This is a genomic window from Micromonospora sp. NPDC051227 (assembly GCF_044455385.1).
Taxonomy (GTDB): domain Bacteria; phylum Actinomycetota; class Actinomycetes; order Mycobacteriales; family Micromonosporaceae; genus Micromonospora.
Window position 1 is genome coordinate 289,239 of sequence record NZ_JBITET010000005.1, and the last position, 21,453, is coordinate 310,691.

At 69.3% G+C, this 21,453-nt stretch carries 13 protein-coding genes and 3 pseudogenes; 8 read left to right on the forward strand and 8 right to left on the reverse strand.

Going from position 1 to position 21,453, the window contains the following annotated elements:
* Positions 1–54: 54 nt before the first annotated feature.
* Positions 55–375: pseudogene (locus tag ACIA47_RS16250) on the reverse strand (sigma-70 family RNA polymerase sigma factor); the annotation flags it as partial.
* A 1,221-nt stretch (positions 376–1,596) separates the two neighbouring features.
* On the opposite strand from ACIA47_RS16250, the gene ACIA47_RS16255 reads away from it, so the two are divergent.
* Positions 1,597–2,550, forward strand: coding sequence for a hypothetical protein (locus ACIA47_RS16255; protein ID WP_396708607.1), 954 nt, complete (start codon positions 1,597–1,599; stop codon positions 2,548–2,550).
* 651 nt (positions 2,551–3,201) lie between these two features.
* On the opposite strand, the gene ACIA47_RS16260 is transcribed toward ACIA47_RS16255, so the two are convergent.
* Entirely contained in the window at positions 3,202–3,627 is a 426-nt protein-coding gene (locus ACIA47_RS16260; protein WP_203120829.1) for an ATP-binding protein, read from the reverse strand.
* A gap of 218 nt (positions 3,628–3,845) precedes the next feature.
* Between ACIA47_RS16260 and ACIA47_RS16265 the strand changes: the two genes are divergently transcribed.
* Positions 3,846–4,208 carry an STAS domain-containing protein gene (locus tag ACIA47_RS16265; RefSeq protein WP_396708811.1) on the forward strand — a complete coding sequence of 121 codons (363 nt, stop codon included), beginning with the start codon at positions 3,846–3,848 and terminating at the stop codon, positions 4,206–4,208.
* Here ACIA47_RS16265 and ACIA47_RS16270 read toward each other — a convergent pair.
* From ACIA47_RS16270 to ACIA47_RS16290, 5 genes and pseudogenes are all read right to left on the reverse strand, one after another.
* Positions 4,120–4,655, reverse strand: a pseudogene (locus tag ACIA47_RS16270) (PP2C family protein-serine/threonine phosphatase). The gene ACIA47_RS16265 and the pseudogene ACIA47_RS16270 overlap by 89 nt on opposite strands.
* Positions 4,656–4,735: 80 nt before the next feature.
* Positions 4,736–6,556, reverse strand: coding sequence for a hypothetical protein (locus ACIA47_RS16275; protein ID WP_396708609.1), 1,821 nt, complete (start codon positions 6,554–6,556; stop codon positions 4,736–4,738).
* A gap of 74 nt (positions 6,557–6,630) precedes the next feature.
* Positions 6,631–6,788, reverse strand: a pseudogene (locus tag ACIA47_RS16280) (cupin); the annotation flags it as partial.
* Positions 6,789–6,897: 109 nt separating this feature from the next.
* Positions 6,898–8,391 (reverse strand): glucose-6-phosphate dehydrogenase, encoded by a 1,494-nt coding sequence (gene zwf / locus ACIA47_RS16285; protein WP_203120833.1) that lies wholly within the window; start codon positions 8,389–8,391, stop codon positions 6,898–6,900.
* A gap of 394 nt (positions 8,392–8,785) precedes the next feature.
* A complete protein-coding gene (locus tag ACIA47_RS16290; protein ID WP_203120834.1) occupies positions 8,786–9,505 on the reverse strand; it encodes a VOC family protein in 720 nt (239 codons plus the stop codon).
* Between the two features lie 317 nt (positions 9,506–9,822).
* Here ACIA47_RS16290 and ACIA47_RS16295 point away from each other — a divergent pair, with 317 nt between their 5' ends.
* From ACIA47_RS16295 to ACIA47_RS16315, 5 genes are all read left to right on the forward strand, one after another.
* Positions 9,823–11,052, forward strand: coding sequence for an MFS transporter (locus ACIA47_RS16295; protein ID WP_396708612.1), 1,230 nt, complete (start codon positions 9,823–9,825; stop codon positions 11,050–11,052).
* A gap of 147 nt (positions 11,053–11,199) precedes the next feature.
* The gene (locus tag ACIA47_RS16300) at positions 11,200–11,991 is read left to right on the forward strand and encodes an SCO2525 family SAM-dependent methyltransferase (protein WP_203120836.1); all 792 of its coding nucleotides are present in this window, start codon (positions 11,200–11,202) and stop codon (positions 11,989–11,991) included.
* 228 nt (positions 11,992–12,219) lie between these two features.
* Positions 12,220–14,061: an SCO2524 family protein gene (locus ACIA47_RS16305; protein ID WP_396708615.1), complete on the forward strand. Its 1,842-nt coding sequence runs from the start codon at positions 12,220–12,222 to the stop codon at positions 14,059–14,061.
* Entirely contained in the window at positions 14,062–14,991 is a 930-nt protein-coding gene (locus ACIA47_RS16310) for an SCO2523 family variant P-loop protein (RefSeq protein WP_203120842.1), read from the forward strand.
* Positions 14,992–14,996: 5 nt separating this feature from the next.
* Complete coding sequence (locus tag ACIA47_RS16315; protein WP_238410928.1) at positions 14,997–15,953, forward strand: SCO2522 family protein; 957 nt, start codon at positions 14,997–14,999, stop codon at positions 15,951–15,953.
* A gap of 6 nt (positions 15,954–15,959) precedes the next feature.
* Here the strand turns inward: ACIA47_RS16315 and ACIA47_RS16320 are convergent, their stop codons facing one another.
* Entirely contained in the window at positions 15,960–16,916 is a 957-nt protein-coding gene (locus ACIA47_RS16320; RefSeq protein ID WP_203120844.1) for an SCO2521 family protein, read from the reverse strand.
* A gap of 297 nt (positions 16,917–17,213) precedes the next feature.
* Between ACIA47_RS16320 and ACIA47_RS16325 the strand changes: the two genes are divergently transcribed.
* Positions 17,214–21,425, forward strand: coding sequence for a HEAT repeat domain-containing protein (locus tag ACIA47_RS16325; RefSeq protein WP_396708617.1), 4,212 nt, complete (start codon positions 17,214–17,216; stop codon positions 21,423–21,425).
* Positions 21,426–21,453: the final 28 nt, after the last annotated feature.

A 21,453-nucleotide genomic window follows, 5' to 3' on the forward strand; every position in this document is an offset into this window, starting at 1 on the left:
TACCCGCCCCCGGGTGCTGTCAGCAGGGGCTACCGCTAGGGGATCTCACCCAGATCAGTAGGCGGCGTCGGCCATGTGCGCTCGTAGCTTGCCGAGTGCGCGGGTTAGCAGGCGCGAGACGTGCATCCGCGAGATGCCGATCTGGTCGGCGATCTCGCTTTGGGTTTGGTCGCCGTAGAAGCGCAGGGTGTGGATCTTCTATTCCCGCTCGTTGAGCGTGGCCAGCGCGGGGCCGAGTGCCACTCGCAGCTCGGCCTTGGCGATATCGGGGTCTTCGCCGCCCAGCATCTCGCCCAGTTCGGTGCCGCGCTCGCCGTCGCCGATGGGCGCGGCGATGTCAGCGACGGTCGGCGAACGCCCCAGCGTTTGCAGCATGATGGGCCATCACCCCGGCCCGCCGCTCCCCGGGTGGGCGTTGGTCACTGTTGGGTTATACCGGCGGACGGGTCTGCTGCGCTGGGCGCGTGGACCGCAGTGAGGTAGGCCAACGGGACCGTGGCGAACGCGCGTGGAGTCCTTCGTCCGATTCGTTGTTGCCGACCATTGCCCGCCGCCTGTCCGCCGGCCAGAGACAAAGGCAGCCGGCGGGGGTCGACGCGATCGACTCGGAGCGGTACCGGGTCAGTCGACGGCGTGAGGCGAGCGCCGGCGCGAGGGTTCGCGCGGATGCCCGCCGGCCAGCTGCTTGACCGGAGGCACCCGCCGGAGTGCTCCGGTCCTGGCCGGGGATCACTCCGAGTCCATCGATATCAGGGTCCGCGCCGCACCGCTACCGGTTCGGCTCCCGTATTGTCCGGGCCGACCAACCTGGCCGCCGGACTTCGGCTTGACGCCCTCAGTGACCGTGGCAGTGATTACGCAGGTCACCGCCGAGCACGAGGATCCTCAGCGCAGCGACGACGACCCGCGTGTCCGCAGGACGCCTCGCTGATGTGTGAGGTCTCTGTCCACTGGCCACCGGGCAGGCCGCTGACCTGCGGCTTGTCAGATTCGAGCATGGATTTCTCCTTGCGCGCGTGGTGCGACTGGTGCATCGATCGACGGTGGCGGTGCGTCAGCGGCGACCGACCAGACAAGGGTGCCGGCCTCCGACGGTCCCATTGGTTGCCACCTCGCCGAATGCAGCCGGATGACCGGGGCGTCTCGGCGGCCGTGCATGAATGGCCTCAGTCGGAAGGCCGCGCAGGGCCGCTGGAGTTCTGCCGCCTACACTCGCGGCCTCGACAAGGGACGTATCGAGCAGTGTCTGCAGGGACACGACGAGCACCTGCGGAAACTCGACGTGCCGAAGGCCGGCCCGGCGCCTGACGCCGCCCGATTGGTGGCGGCGAGGAGTCCTCCGGCGACAGTGAGGCGGCGATTGGTCGACCTTCCAGCAGGAACGGCACCAGAGCGTCTCGGTCGTGCGTACCTTCCATCCCCTCATCACGCTCGTTCGGTCTCGTCGGCTGAGCCGATCCAAGGCCGCTGCGCCACTGCCTCCGCCTGCGATACTGCCGCGAATTATCCCATTTAGACCAGTTACGCCCGTATTCGGGATAGCGTCGCGTTGCTCCTCGAAGGTCGAGGGGCACCCGAATGAGTAGAGGCCTAGACGTGAGACTGTTCCAGCGACTTTCCGCGACTGCCGCGATAGCGGTCGCGGTCTCAGGCGCGGTAGCCGTGTCGGCTGCCGCACCGGCGATGGCCGCCCCCGGCGACGCCAGCGCCCGCGGTGTGGTGGTGGACCTGGCCGCGACGGTAGCCGGGATCCCGGTGATCACCGCCGACGCAGTGATCGGCAGCGCGACCGCACCGGCAGGCGGCGGCACCGACACCGACACCGCACTCGCGATCACCGTTCCCGGTGCGCTCGGCGTGACGGCCTCGGGAACCGTGGTGCAGGTCAGCGCCACCCGAGGTGACACCGCTTCCTCCGCCAACGCCGAGATAGCCGATCTCGCCCTGGCGGTGCTCGGCACCCCGGTCATCGACGCCGATGTCATCACCGCGGCCGTGACCTGCCCTCAGGTCGGTGCGCAGACCGCCGACACCACCTTCACTGGTTTGGAGCTGTTCGGCGAGCCGATCGACCTGGTGCCAAACACTCCCGGCGTCACCGCCAGCGCCGCGGTCACCGTCGCCGGACTGACCGGCGCCGCCCTGAACGCGACAGTGACGAGCGTGGAGACGGTCACCGCCGACGGCGCCGTCGCCATCGCGGTCCAGGCGACCCTGCGCCTGACCGGCACCATCGTCGGCGGGCCCCTGCTGGACATCCCGGTCGGCACCGTCATCCTGGCCGAGGCGCGCTGCGAGCGACCGCTGGCTGCCTCGCCGACCCCGACGCCCACCCAGCCCACCCCGTCCCCGACGCAGCCCACCGCGCCGCCGACCACAGATCCGACGCAGCCGCCAACTGCCCCACCGACCACGACGCCTGCGCTACCCGTCACCGGCACCGACATGAGCGCGGCCTGGTGGCTGTTCGGCACCGGCGCGGCCATGATCGCCATCGGCGCGATCGGCCGTCTCACCGCCCGACGCTCACGGCTCTTCCTGAACCAGTGACACCAACTCGGTGATCCACTCTGTTGGGGTTTCCCGCCCGGAGCGGGAAACCCCAACAGAACCGCCGATGAGCGGCTTAGTGGAGGCCTTCACCCGGGCGGTCGCGCGCGCCTCGCTGACCAACTGGTGCCACGGGGGTTGGCCGAGAAGCGTGCACTCGTTGGGCACATCCAGCCCGATCAGGACACGTCTGGCTGGTCAGGGCAGCCACGGGGGGAGCCGCCCTGACCAGCGATGTTCCGCAACGATACGACCATCCCCCTCAGTGGGCAGCTGGCCGAGGGGCTGGCTGACCTGGCGGCAGGAATCGAGCACCTTATCTGTTCGGTGTGGTGGCCCGCGTTGGAGTCATCAATATCGGGTCTACTCTCCTGGTCAATGGCAGCATTGACCTCCAGCAGCCCGTTTCCTGTTGGGTGAGCGGACGTGAATCGACCGCTCGGCAGACGCGCTTCTCATGCTCAGCCTGCGCAATCTTGTATGCGCCGCTGTGTGGCGTGCTAGCACTGCGCGGGTCACCCCGCAGGAAGCCGCGAGGCGACGAGCTGTCGCTGAGTTTCGGCACCGGTTGCCGAACGACTGTGCGCCAGGCCGTGGTCGGCTTGAGCAGCGTGCCGTTCGTGACGGGCAGGCTGCGGCAACGTACTCGACTTACCGGTCAGCGGGTGGGTGCTGCTGCGTGGTGAGGTGTTTGGTGATCCGGAGCAGCACCTGGCGCGGTGCACCGGTGACGAAGGCGGCCGTGTCGGCGAGGGCGCCGATCAGGGGCAGTCCACGGCCGCCGATGGTGAGTGGTGCGGGGAGGCCAGCGTCGAGTTGGGTGTTGTCGGGGCTGCGGCCGCGGTTGCCGACCTCGATCAGGCAGGCGTGGTCGTCGATGTCGATGGTGATGTCGACGTCGCTGTCGGGGTCGGCGTGGATCACCGCGTTGGCGCATGCCTCGCTGATCAGCACGGCGAGGTTGGCGCGGGTGTCCTCGCTGACGTCGGTGAGGCTCAGCAGGGTGGTGAGTACATGGCGGGCGCGGGTCGCCGAGGACGGTTGGCGAGGGAGTGACAGCGTCATACTCACCCGCATCTGCTCACTCCTCCCGGCCCGTGCCTGATCCGCCGGACCCCCGGTCACACCCTAAGGCGGGATGCGCTGGCTCTGATCACCGCTACCCGACGTCTCACCGCTACCCGGCCTAGCTGAGGTGAAACGGGTGGGTTGTCCGCCCGATGTACACCGGCCGGCGGCGTTCGTCCGCCGGCGGAATAGGGTAAGCGGGGATCATCGGCGTGGGGGAGGTTGTGGTGGATCTGCAGTTGTCGGTCCGGGCTGGCCGGGGTTGCACCGTGCTTGAGGTGCGCGGCGAGCTGGACATGGCGACGTCCCCGCAGTTGCGCGAGGGTCTGCAACGGTTGGTCGACGCCGGTAACCGCCGGGTGCTGGTGGACCTGGCTGGAGTGGGTTTCATGGACTCCAGCGCGCTCGGCGCGCTGGTCGTGACGTTCAAGGCATTGCGCGACGTCGGCGGTCGGCTGTGCCTGGCTGCGGCGCAGCCCGCCGTGCGCAGCGTTCTGACGGTCACGTCGGTGGATCAAGCCATCGACGTCTACGACAGCGTGCTGGCAGCTGAAGCCGACATGCGTCCCACTGACACGTCAGGCAGCTAGTCAGTCGGGCAGCGGGGTGCTGGCGCGCGCCTGGTTCGCGCCGGCACTGGTCTCGGTCCTCGCTGTGTGCGCCGTGCCAGTCGACGATGAGCAGGGTGGCGTCATCGGCCAGCGTCGGCCCGCTGACCTCGAGCACGGCGTCGGCCAACGCCCGGACAGCCTCGCGCGGGTGCAGACCGGCGATCGACCGCAACATGGCCGGCAGATCCAGGCTGGCGGCGTTGCGCTCCCGCACGCCGTCGGTGACCACCACCAGACGGTCGCCGGGGCGCAGGGTGACCTCGCCGGCCCGGTATGAGGCCTCGGCGAACATGCCCAGGGGAAGTTTCCCGGCAGCGGCAGCCCCCGGGTGTCCTCGTCGCGTACCAGCATCGGCGGTACGTGCCCGGCGTTGAGCAGCGCGCACACCCTGCTGTGCAAATCGAGACGGCCCAGCACGGCGGTCACGAAACTGCCACGGACCGTCCACGCTCCGAGTTAATCGACGGTTTCCCAGGCCAGCGCGAGGGGTCGTTGCCCTCCGCTGGTCAGGAACGGTCGCTGTGGTGGCTGCCGGTAAAGCGGAGTGACCGGCGACCGCCTTCCTGATCCGGCTCGTTGTCCGCCACCGGATTGCCCAGCCGGGTCACCCAGTCGACGAACTCCGCGTCCTGCCTCGGCAGCGGCTCGCCGTCCGCCGGGGTGCCCGCGCCGTCCGCGTTGGCCCGGGACTTGTTGCGCCGGAACAGGCCCAGCCGCCCGCTGGCCCGTCCCGCCTCGACGACGGATGCCGGGTCGGCCGGCGCGAGGACCGGGTCGGTCCCGGCGGGGCGGGCCGGCACGGCATCGGTCGTGGGCGGGGGCCCGGCGCGCTGGGCGGTCGCGAGGGCGTCCCAGTTCGCAGCCCGGATCAGGTTGGGTAGGGGCGGCCGGTGCCGAGGTGGGAGCGCCGGTTCGGGCCTCTCTTGCGTGCCGGCTGACTGGGTTGCCTCGGCGCCGGGAGCGGGCTCGGCCGGGGGCGGCACCCGCCGCGCCGGAACGACCGGCCAGGTCGCCTGAACCTGCGTCCGGTCGGTCTTCGGCGGTTGGTACATCCGGAGGGTCCCCGGGGCGACGAGGGCCCCGTCGGGCGGCATCCCTTCGGGTTCGGTGTTGTCGACCGCCGCCTCCGTCGTCCCGGAGCCGTCCCCGCCAGGTCCCGCGGGAAGGTGAGCCGTCGTCGCGGGGGCCGGTTCCGATGTCTCCGGGCTGTCGTCGAGGTCGGCCGGTGTGGCGAGGTCGGCGGGTGCGGCCGATGCGGCGGTAACAGCCGGTGCACCGAGGCCCAGCGGTTCGGTTGCGGTCGGGAGCTGCGCTGCGGTCGCGCCGGCGACCGGCCCCGTGCCGGTCAGGTCGACGGGCTCCGGCTCGTTGGTCGTACCACCAACGGCCGGCCTCATGGGCCGCCGTACGGCGGGACCGGCGGCCAGCGGACGGAGGATGTCGGTTGACTCGGCGACCCGTGCTCCGGCGGTGCGCGGCAGGAGCGGCCAGCGGAACAACGCGGCGGCGGCCGAGCCGAGCACACCGGCGGCGACGGCGAGCAGCGCCCCGTAGTACGGCGTGATCTGGTACCGGTCGACGGCGTCGCCGGGACCAGCGGTCAGATAGGTGAACGCGACCAGCACCGTGCCGGCTGCGCCGGTCACGCCGTTGACCAGCGGCGGATGCCCGCGCCAGCGGGCCAGCCCGCCGGTCGCCGCGCCGATGAGCAGGGCCACCGACGGCAGAGTCAGGATCGCCAGCCGGTGTGCCGCGTCGGCGTCGAGCCCGGCCGGCTCCAGCACACCGAGCCGTACGGCGGGCAACGGCCCGGCGGTTGCGAGCGACGGGACGACCGAGACGAGCGCCAGCAGCCAAACCACGCCGCCCACTGCCGCCATGTTCCAACCCAGCGGCGGCTTCACCAGTACGGCGATCGCGGCACCCGCGCCAACCAGCGCGCCGAGGGTCGCGCAGATGCCGACGGCCCAGATCGGGTCCACAGAGAAGTGCTCGGCGGCCTGGGCCGGCCGGATGCAGAGCGGTGCCACGACGGTGGCGCCCAGCGCGGCGGCGGCGGCGACGGCCACCAATCTGCCCGTGCTCCCGAGCACCCCGTACCGGCGGGCCAGGCGTGCGGCGACGATGGTGCCGGCTACGGCGGCGTGTGCCGCGAACCAGCCCACCCAGACGAGCTGGGCAGGCCACTGGTTGACGGCGGCGCCGGTGGAGGCGCCGGCGAGCGGGACGATGCCGAAGCTGAACGCGATGCCAAGTTGACCGGCACCGGCGAGCATGCCCATCCCGAGCGCTGTGAGCAACAGGTTACGCCATGTGCGAGAGAACATGCCCGGCACGTTACGCACCTAATACGGCGGTTTTTACGAAATGTCGGTTTCAGGCCCGACCACCGCGCCAGCGGTCACCTCAGTTCGACCAGGCGCGCGATGTACCTGGTGCCGCCCACATTGCTCAGCATGTGGACGGCGGCCTGCACCACGTTCTTCGCGTCCTGGATCGCCACCACCAGGTACGGGTGGCCGTGCCGTGCAGCGGCTGCCGCTCACCCGGCTCCAGCCGGCGAGTACGGCGCAGCGGTGGGTGGGAGCCGGCTCCCACCCACCGCTGCCGTCGATGGTGCGACCAAGCGATCGGGCTCAGCAACGCGGTGCCACTCGTCGTGGCAGGGTCACGCGGAGTTGCGCCATTTGCGGCCGTGCCGGCCGATGAGCCGGTCGGCGTCGGTCGGGCCCCAGGAAGCGGCCTCGTAGGTGGGGATCGGCGAGTTGTCCTTTTCCCAGTTGTCGATGATCGGGTCGACGATCCGCCAGCACTGCTGCACCTCGTCGCTGCGGATGAACAGCGACGCGTCACCGATCAGCGCGTCCAGGAGCAGACGCTCGTACGCCTCGGGGGACTCCTCGACGAACGTCTGGTCGTAGGAGAACTCCATCGTGGCGGTGCGGACCCGGAAGGAGTGGCCCGGCACTTTGGCACCGAAGCGCAGCGAGATGCCCTCGTTCGGCTGGATCCGCAGGATCAGCGCGTCAGCATCGAGGCCGGTGAGCTGGTCGGTCGGGATCGGCAGGTGCGGCGGCCGCTGGAACTGCAGTGCCACCTCGGTGAGCCGGGCCGGCAGGCGCTTGCCGGTGCGTACGTAGAACGGCACCCCGGCCCAGCGCCAGTTGTCCACGTTGAGCCGCATAGCGGCATAGGTCTCGGTCCGCGACAAGGGGTCCACGCCGGCCTCCTCGCGGTAGCCGGCCATCAGCTCCTCCCGCGTGCCGCCCCGGGTGTACTGTCCCCGGACCGCGGCCTCGGCGATGTCCCGGTCGGTGGGGAGCCGGATCGCCTGCAGCAGCTTCACCTTCTCGTTGCGCAGGCCCTCAGCCTCGAATGAGGCCGGTGGCTCCATCAGTGCCAGCGCGAGAACCTGAAGCACGTGGTTCTGCACGATGTCCCGCATCGCGCCGGCGTCCTCGTAGAAGCCGCCGCGGCTGCCGACGCCGAGGGTCTCGGCGACGGTGATCTGCACGTGGTCGACCCAGGAGCGATCCCAGATGGGCTGGAAGATCGAGTTCGCGAAGCGCAGCGCCAGCACGTTCTGGACGGTGTCCTTGCCCAGATAGTGATCGATACGAAAGACCTGGTGCTCGTCGAACGCGCTGTGCACGACGCCGTCGAGCTCGCGGGCCGTGACCAGGTCGCGCCCGTACGGCTTCTCGATGACCAGGCGGGAGAAGGAGCCTTCGCGTGGCTGGTTGAGCCCGACACCGGCCAGTCCGTTGATCACCGGCTCGAAGGCCCCGGCCGGTGTGGACAGGTAGAAGAGCCGGTTGCCGGAGGTGCCACGCTGTACGTCCAGCTCGTCGAGGGTCTCCACGAGCCGTTTGTAGGTCTCCGGGTCGTCGTAGCCGCCAGCCACGTACCGCACGCCGCCCTGGAGTTGGCGCTTGCTGGCAAGGGTGCGTTCGCCGAGGGCGCTCTCGGCGAACTGCTCGTCGGTCATCGACGTGCGCGCGACGCCGACCAGCGCGAACTGGTCCGGGAGCCGCTCGTGCCGAGCCAGGCTCTCAATTGCGGGCAGTAGCTTACGCCGGGTCAGGTCACCGGAGGCACCGAAGATCACCAGCGTGGCCGGCGGGGCACTCCGCTCCTGGATGAGCTGAGATGCGTGGTCCATGGTCTACGTTCCTCCGGGCACAAGGGGTGTGGGGTTGGGGGCTGCCGTGCTGTCATGCCAGGGATGGTGCGGGCTTTGGCGCTAGTGTCCGGGGCCACGCGGTGTGGCCCGTTGGTCACGGAGCTTGAGCGTCGCATGCCGGGCTGACGGGTAGGCGACTCGGTGGCGATTCGGTGCGGTCTGTCGGCGTACGAGGTGGTGGTACGAATGATCGTGGCCAGGCAGCCCGCGGAGGTCAACGGGCTCGCCGACGGCGGCGCCGGGGACCGCCAGTGTGCTCGCGCCGCAGCACCACTGACCAGGCCCTTCACGAAGGGGTCAGCCAGTTTGGTCCCGGTCGTCAGTCGAGCGGCGTCCGCTCATGTCGAGAGGAGGGAGGCGTTCGTGTGGCGAGTCACCGCAGTGCTGCTGCGAGTTCGGCGGCGTTGTCGAACGCGGGTGCCGCCCTGTCGGATTCGTGTTCCGTGAGCGTGACGGACTGGGCGCGGGCCAGCATCTCGACCGCAGTCTTTGGATCGTGCAGCACCATCGCGAGTTCGGCGCGGTAGACCAGGACCTCTACCTGCTCGACCGGGTCGTCGTCGGCTTGCGGGCGGGCCAACGCGCTGTCGAGGATCCGAACGGCCTGTCCGACGCTTCCCCTGGAATCGGCCTGCACGACAGCATTCGCGAGGGCCTTGGCTAGCCGCCCGGCAGGCGTGGCGGCCGGCATGGGCGCGGTGGCGGCGTCCCGAAAGACGCGGATCCAGTTTCCGCCCGGGTCGATGACGCTGAATCCGCCCAACCCGTCGGCGTTCTTCCGCGCCCTGGGCCGGGTCATCCGCGGCGTTCCGGACACCAGTACCTTGCCGTACGCGGCGCGCATGCCGGCTGCGAATGCCCGATGTAGTCCCTCGATGTCCGCGGTGAGTACCAGACAGGAGCCGTAGGACTGCTCCGGGTCAAATCCGGCGATCTCGAAGAACTGCAGATGCAGGTCTTCGCGCTGCACCCCCACACACGCGTTGGGCTTGCGTTGCTTGTATGTGGTGCGGAAACCGAGAACTCCATAGAAGGTCTCGATGTCGTCAATGGATGCGCACGGCAGCAGGGGGACGGTCCGCTCGTTGGTCATGCCTCCTTCCTAAGCGTCGCAAAGTGTCCGTCGCACATGGAAATAGCCGATCATCGCTTTCGGTCGTCCGATCGGCTGATGACCCAGAATGCAACGTTGCGCAGTCGGGCCATCGGCGGTGCCTTCCTGCCTGCCGTATGTCCCGCCAAGATCAGGTGCCTGATCTGCCGCCGGCAAGGCGCGGCCATCGTGGGCGTGCCCCCGGTCGACCGATGCGGCTGCGGGCGTCGACGTTGTTAAACTCCGGTCAGAATCGGGATTTGCACGCGTCCGGTGGCTGGGTAGACGCGTCTCTTCGTCATGCGAGGAGAACGCCCTTGTCATACCGGGAGCTTGCCCGTGCGTCCCGTTCCCTGGTATTCCCGATCGGATTCTTCGCCCGGTTGCCGTATGCAATGACGCCCTTGGGCACGCTGCTGCTGTTGCAGCATGCCACGGGCAGCTTCGCCTTCGCTGGCGCGGCCGCCGCAGCTCAGAGCCTCGCCATTGGCATGGGAGGTGTCATCGTCGGACGGCTGGCCGATCGCACTAGCATCCGTCAGCTTGGCGTCTTCATGGCCGTTGCGAACGCCGTCGCTCTGGCCGGTCTGCTTGCCGCCACCTCCGCTGATCGTCCGACACTTCTTGGCGCTGCTGTCCTCGTCGGCGCGACTCAACCACAGATAGGTCCGCTGATCCGTGTTCACTGGTCTCATCTGGCGCGGGCACGGCCTGAACAGCCAGGCCTGGTTACCACCGCACTGTCGTACGAAGCTGCTGCGGACGAGGCGAGCTTCATCGCTGGGCCTGCTGTTGTCGGGCTTCTCGCCGCGGTTTGGGCTCCCGTCCCAGCAGGTGCGCCGCTCACGGCCTGCATCGTGCTTCTCCTTGCGGCGGCGGTTCCCTTGGCGTTGCTGTACACGACCGCTCCCGAGCGGGCACCATCGCGATCCGTGACGGTGCCGTTGCCTCGGGCAGGGCTGGCAGCAATGTGTGCGGCCATGGCGATCATGGGCGCCATTTTCGGCACCGTTCAGGTAGGAGTGACGGCACACGCCACTGCGGCAGACAATCCCTCTGCCGGCGGATTGCTCTACGCCGCGCTTGGTGCGGGCAGCGCCATCGCCGGCATCGCCTACGCCTGGATCCCATCCCGGGTGGCCCTGCGAACCCGCTATCGCCTCTTCGCTCTCGGGCTTCTGGTCGCCATGGTTCTGCTGCCAGTCGGCGGGGCGCGGCTGCCACTTGCGCCGGTCGTCCTGGTAGCGGGAATCGCCATCACGCCTTACATGATCACTATTTACGCCATCACCGAGCGGCTGGCACCCACCCGAGTCGCGATCACCATGACCATCGTCTGCGCCGCCGGACCCGTCGGCACGGCTGCGGGCCAGTCACTCGCCGGCCTGCTCGTGGAGCAATCCGGGAACCGTGCCCCGTTCGTGCTGCCGCCCCTACTCGCGGCAGCCGCCCTCGCTATGACGAACCGAACTATGTCAGCTGACCACCACTCATGCCCCGACGACGCCGTCGGGCCAAAGACCGAACAAATCGCCAGCAGGGGTTGAGCTCCGGCCTTCGTGCAGGTTGATGGTTGGTGTGCTGTGGGTGCCTATGCTGGTGGTGATCAACACTATCTCCGATACATAATGGGCAGTGCACTGAGCGCCGCTTCAGCGACCAATGTGATTCGCCGACCCGATGGAGGCCCGTCCATGGCGTTGACCCCGGCGACTGGGGGCGGCTGCGGCGAGTCGACGCCACGCTCGCCGATTCAGTCGCCGAGGCCGGTCAATTCCGACGTCGAGTGGGACAGCTTCGACCCGCAGGCATATGTCCGGCACAACTACGCGGATCTGCGGTCCGACGATCGGGAGATCCTCTGCCGCATCCGGGACTTCTTCGCCGAGGCGAAGCTCTCCGACGCACGGTGCGTCGACGTGGGGTCGGGAGCGAACCTTTATCCGGCGCTGTCGCTTCTGCCGTTCGCAAAGGCCGTCGACCTGTGTGAATGGTCGACGGCGAACGTGAACTGGCTGCGCACGCAGGTCGACAGCTACGACGAGCTCTGGGACCCGTACTGGCAGGTGTGCGCGGAGCACCCGGCGTACGCGGCACTGGCGGACCCGCGCCGGCGCCTGGCACAGGTGGGCCGGGTGGTGCGGGCCAGCGTTTTCACCCTGCCGAGGCACGTCTGGAGCGCCGGTACGATGTTCTTCGTGGCCTGCTCCATCTCGGCCGACCGGGCCGAGGCCGAGCACGCGATCGGTCGGTTTCTGGACGCGCTGCGGCCCGGGTCGCCCTTCGCCGTGACGGTCATGCTCGGGTCCCTCGGCTACAGCGTCGGTCGGCGGATGTTCCCGGCGGTGGCACTGCAGCGCGCAGACGTGGTGGCCAGCATCGCGGCGGGCGCGTACGACCTGGACGTCCACGAGGTGCGGCCGAGGCCGCCGCTGCGGGACGGGTATTTGAGCATGCTGCTGGCCACGGGCCGTACCCGCGGATAGCGCCGATGCGTGCCTGTGGGATGCGCCGACGTCGTGCTGTCGGCGCAGCGTGGCGGCGCGGCATTCCATCGTGCCCGATTGGCCGGAGTGTCGACACGCGGCCATCGAAGCCTTTCGAGTGGCACTCGACTGGCCCGCTACCATGACGCTGTACGTCATCGTGGACCATTGTGGGCACGGCAATACCAGAGGTTTCGAGTCGACGACTACAACAGACGGCGGTGGGTCATGCGGATGCAGCCGCGCCAGGAAATCCTCGACATCTGGCGGGCTACGGTTCGCAGTTGCTGGGCGAACGGTGAATGGCACTGGGGTAGCCGAAGTGGTACCAACTCGATCAGCGACGCAGAGCAACTGCTGACCCTGTTGCTCCCCGCGGCCAAGGTCCCCGTGTTGTCACTGGACGACCCGGACCGCGCCGACGAAGAGGTGATCGAGGCGCTCAGCCCGATCGGCGGCGCGATCGAGATTCCCCGCCGGCTGGTCAGCGTGATGATCGACTATTTCCGGCGGTATACCGACGACGCCGGCGCCCCGATCTTCGGCGGGGGCAGTTACCTCACCCCGCTGGAGGGCGGTCCGGAGCTCACCGACGAGCAGCGTTCCCTGGACATCGTCGACTCGTTCGCGGTGTCGGTCACACTCACGCTGGCGACGATCGGTTTCGTCAAGGTCTACCGGGGCTCCACCCAACGGCGCGACCTGTTGGCGCAATTGGACGAACTGGACGCGATGGCGGGCGCGCGCCTCACGGCGGCGATGGTCGGCCTGCTCCGCAGCTTCAGCACCTTCGTCTTCACCTCCACCGACGAGTACGGCACTCGTCTGTGCGACATGGTCAACCAGGACGAGCTGCCGCGCCGCGAGCTGGTGGCGGCGCTGCGCGAGCAGTTGCGGGACACGATGGCGAGCCTGCGTAGCGTGATCATCGGGTCGGGTCGGGTGACCGAGGACCTGGACAACAGCGAGATGCTGTTCGAGTGCGGCTGGTCGTGGGGGATCATCTCCGGGGCTGAGGAGGTCCCGACCACCGAACCGATCGGCCTGCAGCGTGAGGGCTCTGCGGAGAACGCCCCCTACCTCTACTTCACGGTGATCGCGATGGACGCCATCGAGGATCTGAACTCCGAACGCACCCGGCTGCTCGGGTTGCTCAACGAGGAGCAGCAGCGGCTGTCCCGGGCGCTGCAACTGCGCTGGGAGCTCACCCGGACGTACTGGGCGACGGTGGCGACCTTCGGCAACCGACGGCGGTGGCCCATCGAGGACATCCCCTGGCGGACGACCGACGGTGACCGGACCGACTACTACACCCTCCAGGCCACGTCGCTGGCCGTGAAGGGTCTGATCGCCGTCGGGCGTGGCGGTGACGAGGAGCTCGGGCGGATCGCCTCGGTGCTGGTGGAGCTGGCGCAGCGGGCGCGGATCACCCGGCGGGCGTCGCCCGGCGAGCCGGCGCTGTTCGTGCACGCGCCAGGCAAACGGGTGACCCTGAACGACGACACGTCAAAGCCGATCATGACGTGGAACGTGAACGAATTCTCCACGGTGCTGCTACAGCGGGCGACCACCGTCGCCGGTCTGCTGAGCAACGCCCGACGGCGCAGTGAACTGCTCGAGCTGGCCGACGAGGTGTGGGACCACCTGCTGCTGCGGCGCATCCCGGACGGCCGGCACCAGGGGCTGTGGGACCACGCCGGTGGTGCTTTTCCCGGCCTGGCGCCGAAGCCGGACGCACCCTCCTGGTATCTGACCGAGCGGGTGGTGCAGGCTCTGGTCACCTCCGGTCAGCTGCTGTGGGAGCGGCCGTTCCCACGGGCCGGCCGGCTGGCCGACTACGCGCAGGATCTCATCGACGAGGCCGAATACCTGTTCGACCGGGAGTTGATGCGCGGCACCTTCGACGGTGAGGCGATGCAGCGCAGCATGCGCAGCATCCGAGCCAGCCTGGGCCGGGCGCAGCTGCTGGTCGACGAGCGTCCCGGCACGGCGGCCGCTCTGGTGAACACTCTCCTGTTGCTACTCAACGATGTCGCCACCGGACAGCAGAAGGCCAGCGAGGGGATCTGAATGCTGGTCTTCGTCACGTCGCACAAGGGCGGCACCGGGCGGTCGGTGACCGCGGCGAACATCGCCTACCGCAGCGCGTTGTCCGGTCGCCCCACCTGCTACCTGGATTACGACTTCGGCTCGCCGACCGCCGGCATCACGTTCCAGATTCCGCAGGCCGTCAATGGCGTGGAGGGCGCCGGGCCCAACGGTGGCGGCCTGCACCGATATTTGCGCGGGGAGATCCCGTCTCCGGAGCAGTTGGACGTGTGGGGCACCTCCGAACGTGCCAGCCTGCGTCAGAGGCCCATCGGGTCCGGTCCGCTGGTGCTCTTGCCGGGGCAACGCAACGGTAGCGAGTTCGGTTTCACCAACGACATCGCCAAGCGCTGCGCCGAGCTCTTCCTCCGGCTGGAGGAGGAGTTCGACCTGACCCTGGTGGACCTCAGCGCCGGCCGGTCGTACGCCAGTCAGATCGCGCTGGCCGCCACCGCGACCTCGACCCTGCGCAAGGTCGCCGTGCGCTGGTTGGTCTTCCACCGGTGGACTCCCCAGCACGTCACCGCAGCGGCGGACCTGGCCTTCGAGGCGGGTGGGATCGTGGCCATGGGCAAGGAGTACGGCCACGAGCCGGACAGGCTACGGGAGTCGCTGCGCTTCATCCGTACGGCGGTGATCGACTCACGTGGCCCGGAAGTCGGTCACCTCGGCCTCGCCCAGCAGGCCTTCCTGCGCAAGTGCGACGCGGAGCTGTCGGAGCTGGCCCGAAGACGAGGTGTCGGGCGTACGACGCTGCTCGGCGTGGTGCCGCTGGATCCTCTGCTTCAGTGGCGGGAGCAGCTGATCTCCGATCACGACGTGCAATCCAAGATTGCCAACGTCAAGACGGTGGACGCGTTCGTTGACCTGACCGAGAAGCTTTTCGACGAGACGGCATGGGACACCGCGTGATCGGCATGGATGTCAGGTTCCAGGAGGCAGCTGCGGTGCGTCGTACAGAGAGCGTGGCGTACTCGCATCTGTCCGTGGAGCTGGGGCACTTCTACGCGGAGGACTTCGGCGACGGGTGTGAGGAGCTGAGGCGCAAGTTCGAGCGGATTGCGGACTGGTCGGCCGCGATCCCGGCTCTGGCCCGACGAGGGCTGCCTGCACACCGGGAGCCGCGAATCAGCACCTGCTTCATGTTGGACGACTACTTCCACCGCTTCGGTACCCCCCGCGAGGTGATCCCGCAGGTGCAGAGCGCCGCGGCGGAGCACGGCCTGATCTTGGACTACGTGGCCCGGGAGTCCAGCTTCGCCCGGCACGACGGCGCCGAGCTGGCCCGGTTGGTGGTCGACACACTGGTGGTGGAACCACCTCGGCACACCACCGGCAGTCGTCCACCGTTGAGCGAGTCGGGCTGGCTGTCCAACGGTAAACGGTCTCCCGGGCACGTCGACGCGCCGGCGATGACCCTGCCACGTCCGTGGTCTCCGCCGTTGCAGTCCGGCGATCCCCGGCACTCCATCTTCGTCGACATCGAGCTCTGGTCCGACGAGCCGGACGCCCGGGTGTGGGCCTGCGCCCTGCTCGCCTCGGTCTGGCAGATGACCCGACTCGGCGTGCTACGGCATCGGGGCGAGACGATGACGCAGCCGTGTCAGCTCGCCGGTGAGCTGCCGACGGACTGGGACGAACTGCCGGCGATCGTCCAGCTGAACCCGACGGCCGCGCCGTTCTGCGCGTATCGCACGCTGACCCTGATGGGCACCCAGTACCTGCCGGTGGAGCTGGCCGTACGGACCATCCTCGGCCAGGTGGCGGTGCCGCCGGCGGTCGCGCAGCAGGTCGCCAAACGGGCCGGCGGCGAGGGCCTGCACCTGCCCAGCGAGCTGGTCGACCGGCTGAGCTACGTGTTCATCAGCGACTGAGCGTGCTCAGCGCCGGCACGGCTCGTCGACTGCCACCCGGCCGGCCAGGTCGCGCAGCAGAGCCATGTTGCTCACGCTGATCTGATCCCGGATCCAGTTGACCGACGAGTTCCACTGACGGCTGAACCCGGGTACCTGCTCCAACTGGTCCCAGATAGGCCGCAGCCGCGGGTGCACCCGCGCGCCGGGCAGCCACAGGTGCAGCAGGTGCTCCAGCACCGGCCGCAGCCGCTCGACGTGCTCCTGCCCGGAGGCCGATCGGGTGACCACGGACTCCACCAGCGAGGACAGCATGGTCAGCAGCCAGTCGTGCAACGCGAGATCTTCGCAGAGCCCGGCCACGGCGGCCGGCACGTCCTGCGGGTCGAGCACGAGTTCGACCGTACGCAGGGTGGGCGAGTCCACGGTGACCACCGCCGAGACGTCCCGGTTCGGACGCTCGTCGGCCTGCGCGGTCCAGCGCAGCCGTGTGCGGGCGGTGCGCAGTGGAGGGCGCCGGTCCAGCAGGTCGGACATCTGCACACCGTCGAGCACCCTGCCGGTGATCGCCTCCAGGTTCAGCACGTCGGCGTTGTTGCCGTGCAGGAAGCCCGCGCTGAGGTCGGCGACGTCCAGCTTGCCGACCGTCTCCAGGACACCGGGGTTGGCCAGATAGTGCGACCACGGCTGGCGGCGCTCGCCGGCGACGACGTGGATGACCGAGGAGGCCTGCACGATCCGGCCGCCGGTGATGATGGCCCGGGTGACGACGGCTCCCACTCCACGTAACTGGCGCATCTTGGCGCTCGGGAGCCAGCAGTCGACACCGGTGCGGACATCGGGTGACACCGCGTACAGCGATGGACGCCGGGAGGTCAGCACGGCCTCGCCCTCGATCAGGCTGAGCACTTCGGCGCTCTGCTCCTGGGCCAACGCCGTGCTGTGCTGCAGAAGGCTGGTGTGCACCTCACCGACCGTGAGCATGGCTTCCTCCGCAACGCTGCCACCGACCCGCGCTCATCCCGCGGTATGCGGCTCATGCTGATTGACGTACACCCCTCGCGACCGGCACTGACACGGATCCGCGTCGGACAATCGAAACTCCGCGAGTACGAGATTCGACCGCCCGGATCCGTATCTGTTGATGGCCATCATAAGCCCGGGGTCGGCGGGAATCCCATGTACGGCGGGCGTTCGGAGTGTTCGCGGGTCGGACGGACGTGACAGCGGCTGATATTTTCAATGGTGCGGTCGCCAGCCACCCCCTGGAGTTTGCCGTTCATGAAGGTCTACATTTCGGCCACACAAAAGGACCTGCTGGAATACCGCGCTGCCGTGCACGCCGTGGCTCGCCGTCTCGAGATCGACGACGTGGCCATGGAGGCGTACGGCGCCGACATCCGGCCGCCGCTGGAACGCTGCCTCGCCGACGTGCGCCGGTGCGATCTCTATGTGGGGCTGTTCGCCTGGCGGTACGGGTTCCGGCCGCCCGGCCAGGAGTCCTCCATCACCGAGTTGGAATACCGGGAGGCGCTCGCGGCGGGAAAGCCCTGCCTGGTCTTCCTGCTCGCGGAGGACACGCCCTGGCCGGTCGACATGATCGACCGCGATGCCGACTGGCAGCAGATCGTCGCGTTGCGCCGCGAGCTCAAGGAGCGCCACCTCTGCGCCTTCTTCTCCGGCGTGGACGACCTCACCGCCAAGGTGACCGCCGCACTGGCCGACGTACGCAGTGGCAGGTCCCCGGCGCGCGAGCCCGCCGACCCGGACACCCACCTGCCGACGGCCGTCCGCAACCAGTACTACAAGCAGTTGTCGCTGAGATACCAGGCCGTCTCGGTGGACGCGGTCTCGCCGCGTCCGACCATCGGCTACCTCACCGTCGGGCTGCCCAAGGTGTTCGTGGAGCCCCGCGTCCACGAGGACGCGCGACCGGAGATGCCGCTGGCATGGTGGCGTTGGGCCGGGTCCACGCCGGGCGACGACGTCGGCGGGCTGCCCGGGGTGGTCAACCCGGAGGAGGTGGAGCGGCTCTGGGAGGAGTACGCGGCCAAGGACGAGCTGTCGTTGTTCGACGTGGTGTCCGACCCGGGCCGGCGCACGATCGTGCTGCTCGGCGACCCCGGCTCCGGCAAGTCCGCGGCCGCGCGGTACCTGGCGCTGGCGCTGGCCGAGGTCTGCGTCGAGCCTCGACTGAGTGCGCTGGACCGGTACCTACCCGTCCTGATCGAGCTGCGCTCCTACGCCACCCATCACGGGGACGGCCGGTGCGACGGCTTGCTCGACTACGTCGGCCACCGCCACCAGCAGGGGCTGGCCGGTGTCGACCAGGACGTGCTGGAGGCGTACCTGCGCCAGGGCGGCCAGGCGCTGTTCCTGTTCGACGGCCTGGACGAGGTGTTCGACCCGGCGCAGCGGGAAGAGGTGGCCGCGCAGATCGCCACGTTCGCCAACGAGTACCCGGGGGTGCTGACTGTGGTCACGTCGCGGGCAGCCGGCTACCAGCGGCACACCTTTGCCAACGCAGGCTTCGACCACTTCACACTGGAGGATCTCGACGACGAGCAGATCGCGAGGTTTCTCGGCAACTGGTACCGCTACGTGATGCCCACGCCGGCCGTGGAGGCAGAGCGGCAGCGGCGGCAGATCCTCGACGTGGTGGGCAGTTCTCGAGCGATGCGCGAGATCGCCGGCAACCCCCTGTTGCTGATGCTCATGGCGATCGTCGGCCGGGGTCACCCGCTGCCCCGCAATCGACGCCGGCTCTACGCGCATGTGACCGACGTACTGATCTCCGAGTGGGATGTGACCAAGCAGCTGCGCGAGAGCCACGGCGACGTGCCGTCGCTGGACCTGCAGGCGAAGCGTCGGCTGCTGCGTCACCTGGCGTATTGGATGCAGTTCCGCGAGTCCGGCCCCGCCGGAAACTACATTGAATCCGACGAACTGGCGCGCATCTTCCGGGACCACCTCGTCGCGTTCTACGGTTTTGAGAATGAGCGGGCGCTCGCCATGGCCTACTCGATGATCGACAAATTGCGGCAGCGAAGCTTCATCCTGGAACGTTACGGACTGCGACTGTTCGGGTTCGTGCACCGCGCGTTCCTGGAGTTCTTCTGTGCCGAAGAGATCGTGGACAGATGCGAGCACGATCCGACCTGGGGCCTCGATCGTCTGCGTTCGCTGTTTCGCGAGCACTGGGCGGATCCGTCGTGGCGGGAGGTGCTTCGACTGGTCGCCAGCGCCCTGCCCGCCCAGACCGCCAACGAGCTGGTCACCGTGCTCGCCACCGAAGCCACTCAACAGTGGCCGCCGCTGAACCTGACCGGGCCGCCGTGGAACCTGGTGCTGGCGGCGCAGTGCGTGGCCGAGGCGCCGCAGCCCGCCGAACTGGCCGGCGCGGGCGACGCCGTGCTGCGCCAGGTCGTGCGTCTCATCGAGCATGGCATCTCCGTCGACGACCCGAACCTGGTGGATCTCACCGAGCAGGAGCTGTTGTCCTCGATCCGGGCGCTCGGCCCAAGTTGGCCCGGCCGGGAGATCTTTCTGCACTGGTACCGCCGTCGTGGGGTCCGGACCAGTTGGCGATCCGGCTCTGCCTTCGCCACCCGGATCGCGGCGGTGCTGTCCACCGCAGAGGAGCAGATGGAGGACCTGCTCGTCCGGGAGCTGGGGCAGGGCCGCGAGCGGCAGGCCCACCTCACCCTGGTCGCCGGGCTGGCCGAGGCCGCCGGCCGCCTCGAGGCCACCGGCGGCAGCAGTCACCGATGCCGGGACATCCTGCTCGCCCAGGCGCAGGCCGAGGTCTCCACCGCGGTGCGGCAGGCCGCCGTACGCGCGTTGGTCGCCCACTTCGGCGCCGACCTCGACCTCGTGGCCGTGCTGCGCGACCTCGCCAACTCCCCCGATTTCGCGGTGCGGGCGCTGGCCGTGCAGTCCCTCGGCACCCGGTCCGAACTCTCCGACGACGTCCGTCAGGTGTTGGCCAGGGCCACCGGGGACACCGCCGTCGCGGTGCGGCGAGCCGCCGCCGGAGTGCTCACGGCGCGATGCGCCGACCTGCCGGACGCACCCGAGACGATGCAGCGACTGCTGGCCACCGACACCGACCCCGGTGTGGTGCAGTGCGTGCTGAAGGGTCTGCTGGTTCTGCCGGAGTACGCCGAGACCGCACGGACCACAGCGTTGCAGCGGGTCACCGGCGATGCCCCGGACGAGGTCCGACGCCGCATTCTGAGCGAGCTGCTGCCCGAGCGACCCAGCCCGGAGAGCACCGAGCTGTTGCTGAAGTTGGCCTGCTCGGACACGTCCGCGCGGGTCCGCGTGGTCGCCGTGCAGCGGTTGGCGCTCGTGCCCGACCCGGAGGGGCGCTGCCGGGCCCGGCTGATCGATCAGATCGAGCAGGACGAGGAGTCCTCCGTGCGGGCCGCAGCGGTCACCGCTCTGATCGACCGGGACCGCGCCGACGACACCGGGTGGACAGTGGTGGCCCGCTCGGCTCACGTCGACGAGGACGCGACGGTACGCCTCGCCGCGGTGCGCGCGCTGGCCGAGGCCTACCCCGACCACCGCACCGGGGAACTGCTGCTGGAGAGCGCTCGACGCGATCCGACCGCGAGCGTCCGGCTCGCCGCGGTCGACCTGCTCACCGGGCGACCGCTGTTCGGCCACGCGACCCGAGATCTGCTCATCAGCCGCGCCTCCCAGGAGCGGGACCCGATCGTCCGGCTGCGGGTCACCCGTAGCCTGGCCCGTCTCGCCGACCCGGCGGACCTTGAGGTGCGGGAGTGTCTTGCCGAGCAGGTCAGTCGGGACCCCGACCCGAACGTGCTGTGCGCCGCCGCCGAGGCGCTCGCCCGCCACGGCGACGCCCCGGGCCTGATGGAGACACTCTGCCGGCGGGCCCGGCGAGACAGCTACGTCGGCATCCGGCTGGCCGCCGTGCAGACCCTCTGCGCGTACGGGAGCCCGGAACTGGTGACCGACGTGCTGCTGGAATGCGTCGAGTCCGACACCGACCCGACCGTGTTCGATGCGGCCGTGCGCTGTCTGACCGAGCAGGGCTCGGCGTCCATGGCGGTGACGCTGCGGCTCATGCGCCGCCTGTCGGACCAGGACCCGGCGATCCGCGCCCGCATCGCCGCCGCGCTCGGCGAGCACTTCGGCGCCGACACGGAGGTTCAGGTGCTGCTGGTCGGGCTGGTCCGCGACGATCCGGCTCTGGAGGTCCGCCGCCGAGCCGTGGAGCAGCTGGGCGCCAGCCTGGCCGGCCGCACGGGGGTACGGGACCTGCTGCTGCGGCTGGCTGACGACGACGACTGGGAGATCCGCCGGACCGCGCTGCTCGCGTTGACCCGTCACTACGACAGGGACACCCGGACCCGGGAGGTGCTCGTGCGGCTCGCGCATCAGGAGGATGACGGCGCGGTGCGGCGGCTGGCCGGGCAACTGCTGGCGACGCTGCCCGACACCCGACCCGACGACTTTCCGTGATCGATCCGGAGCCGTAGGTGCACACGCG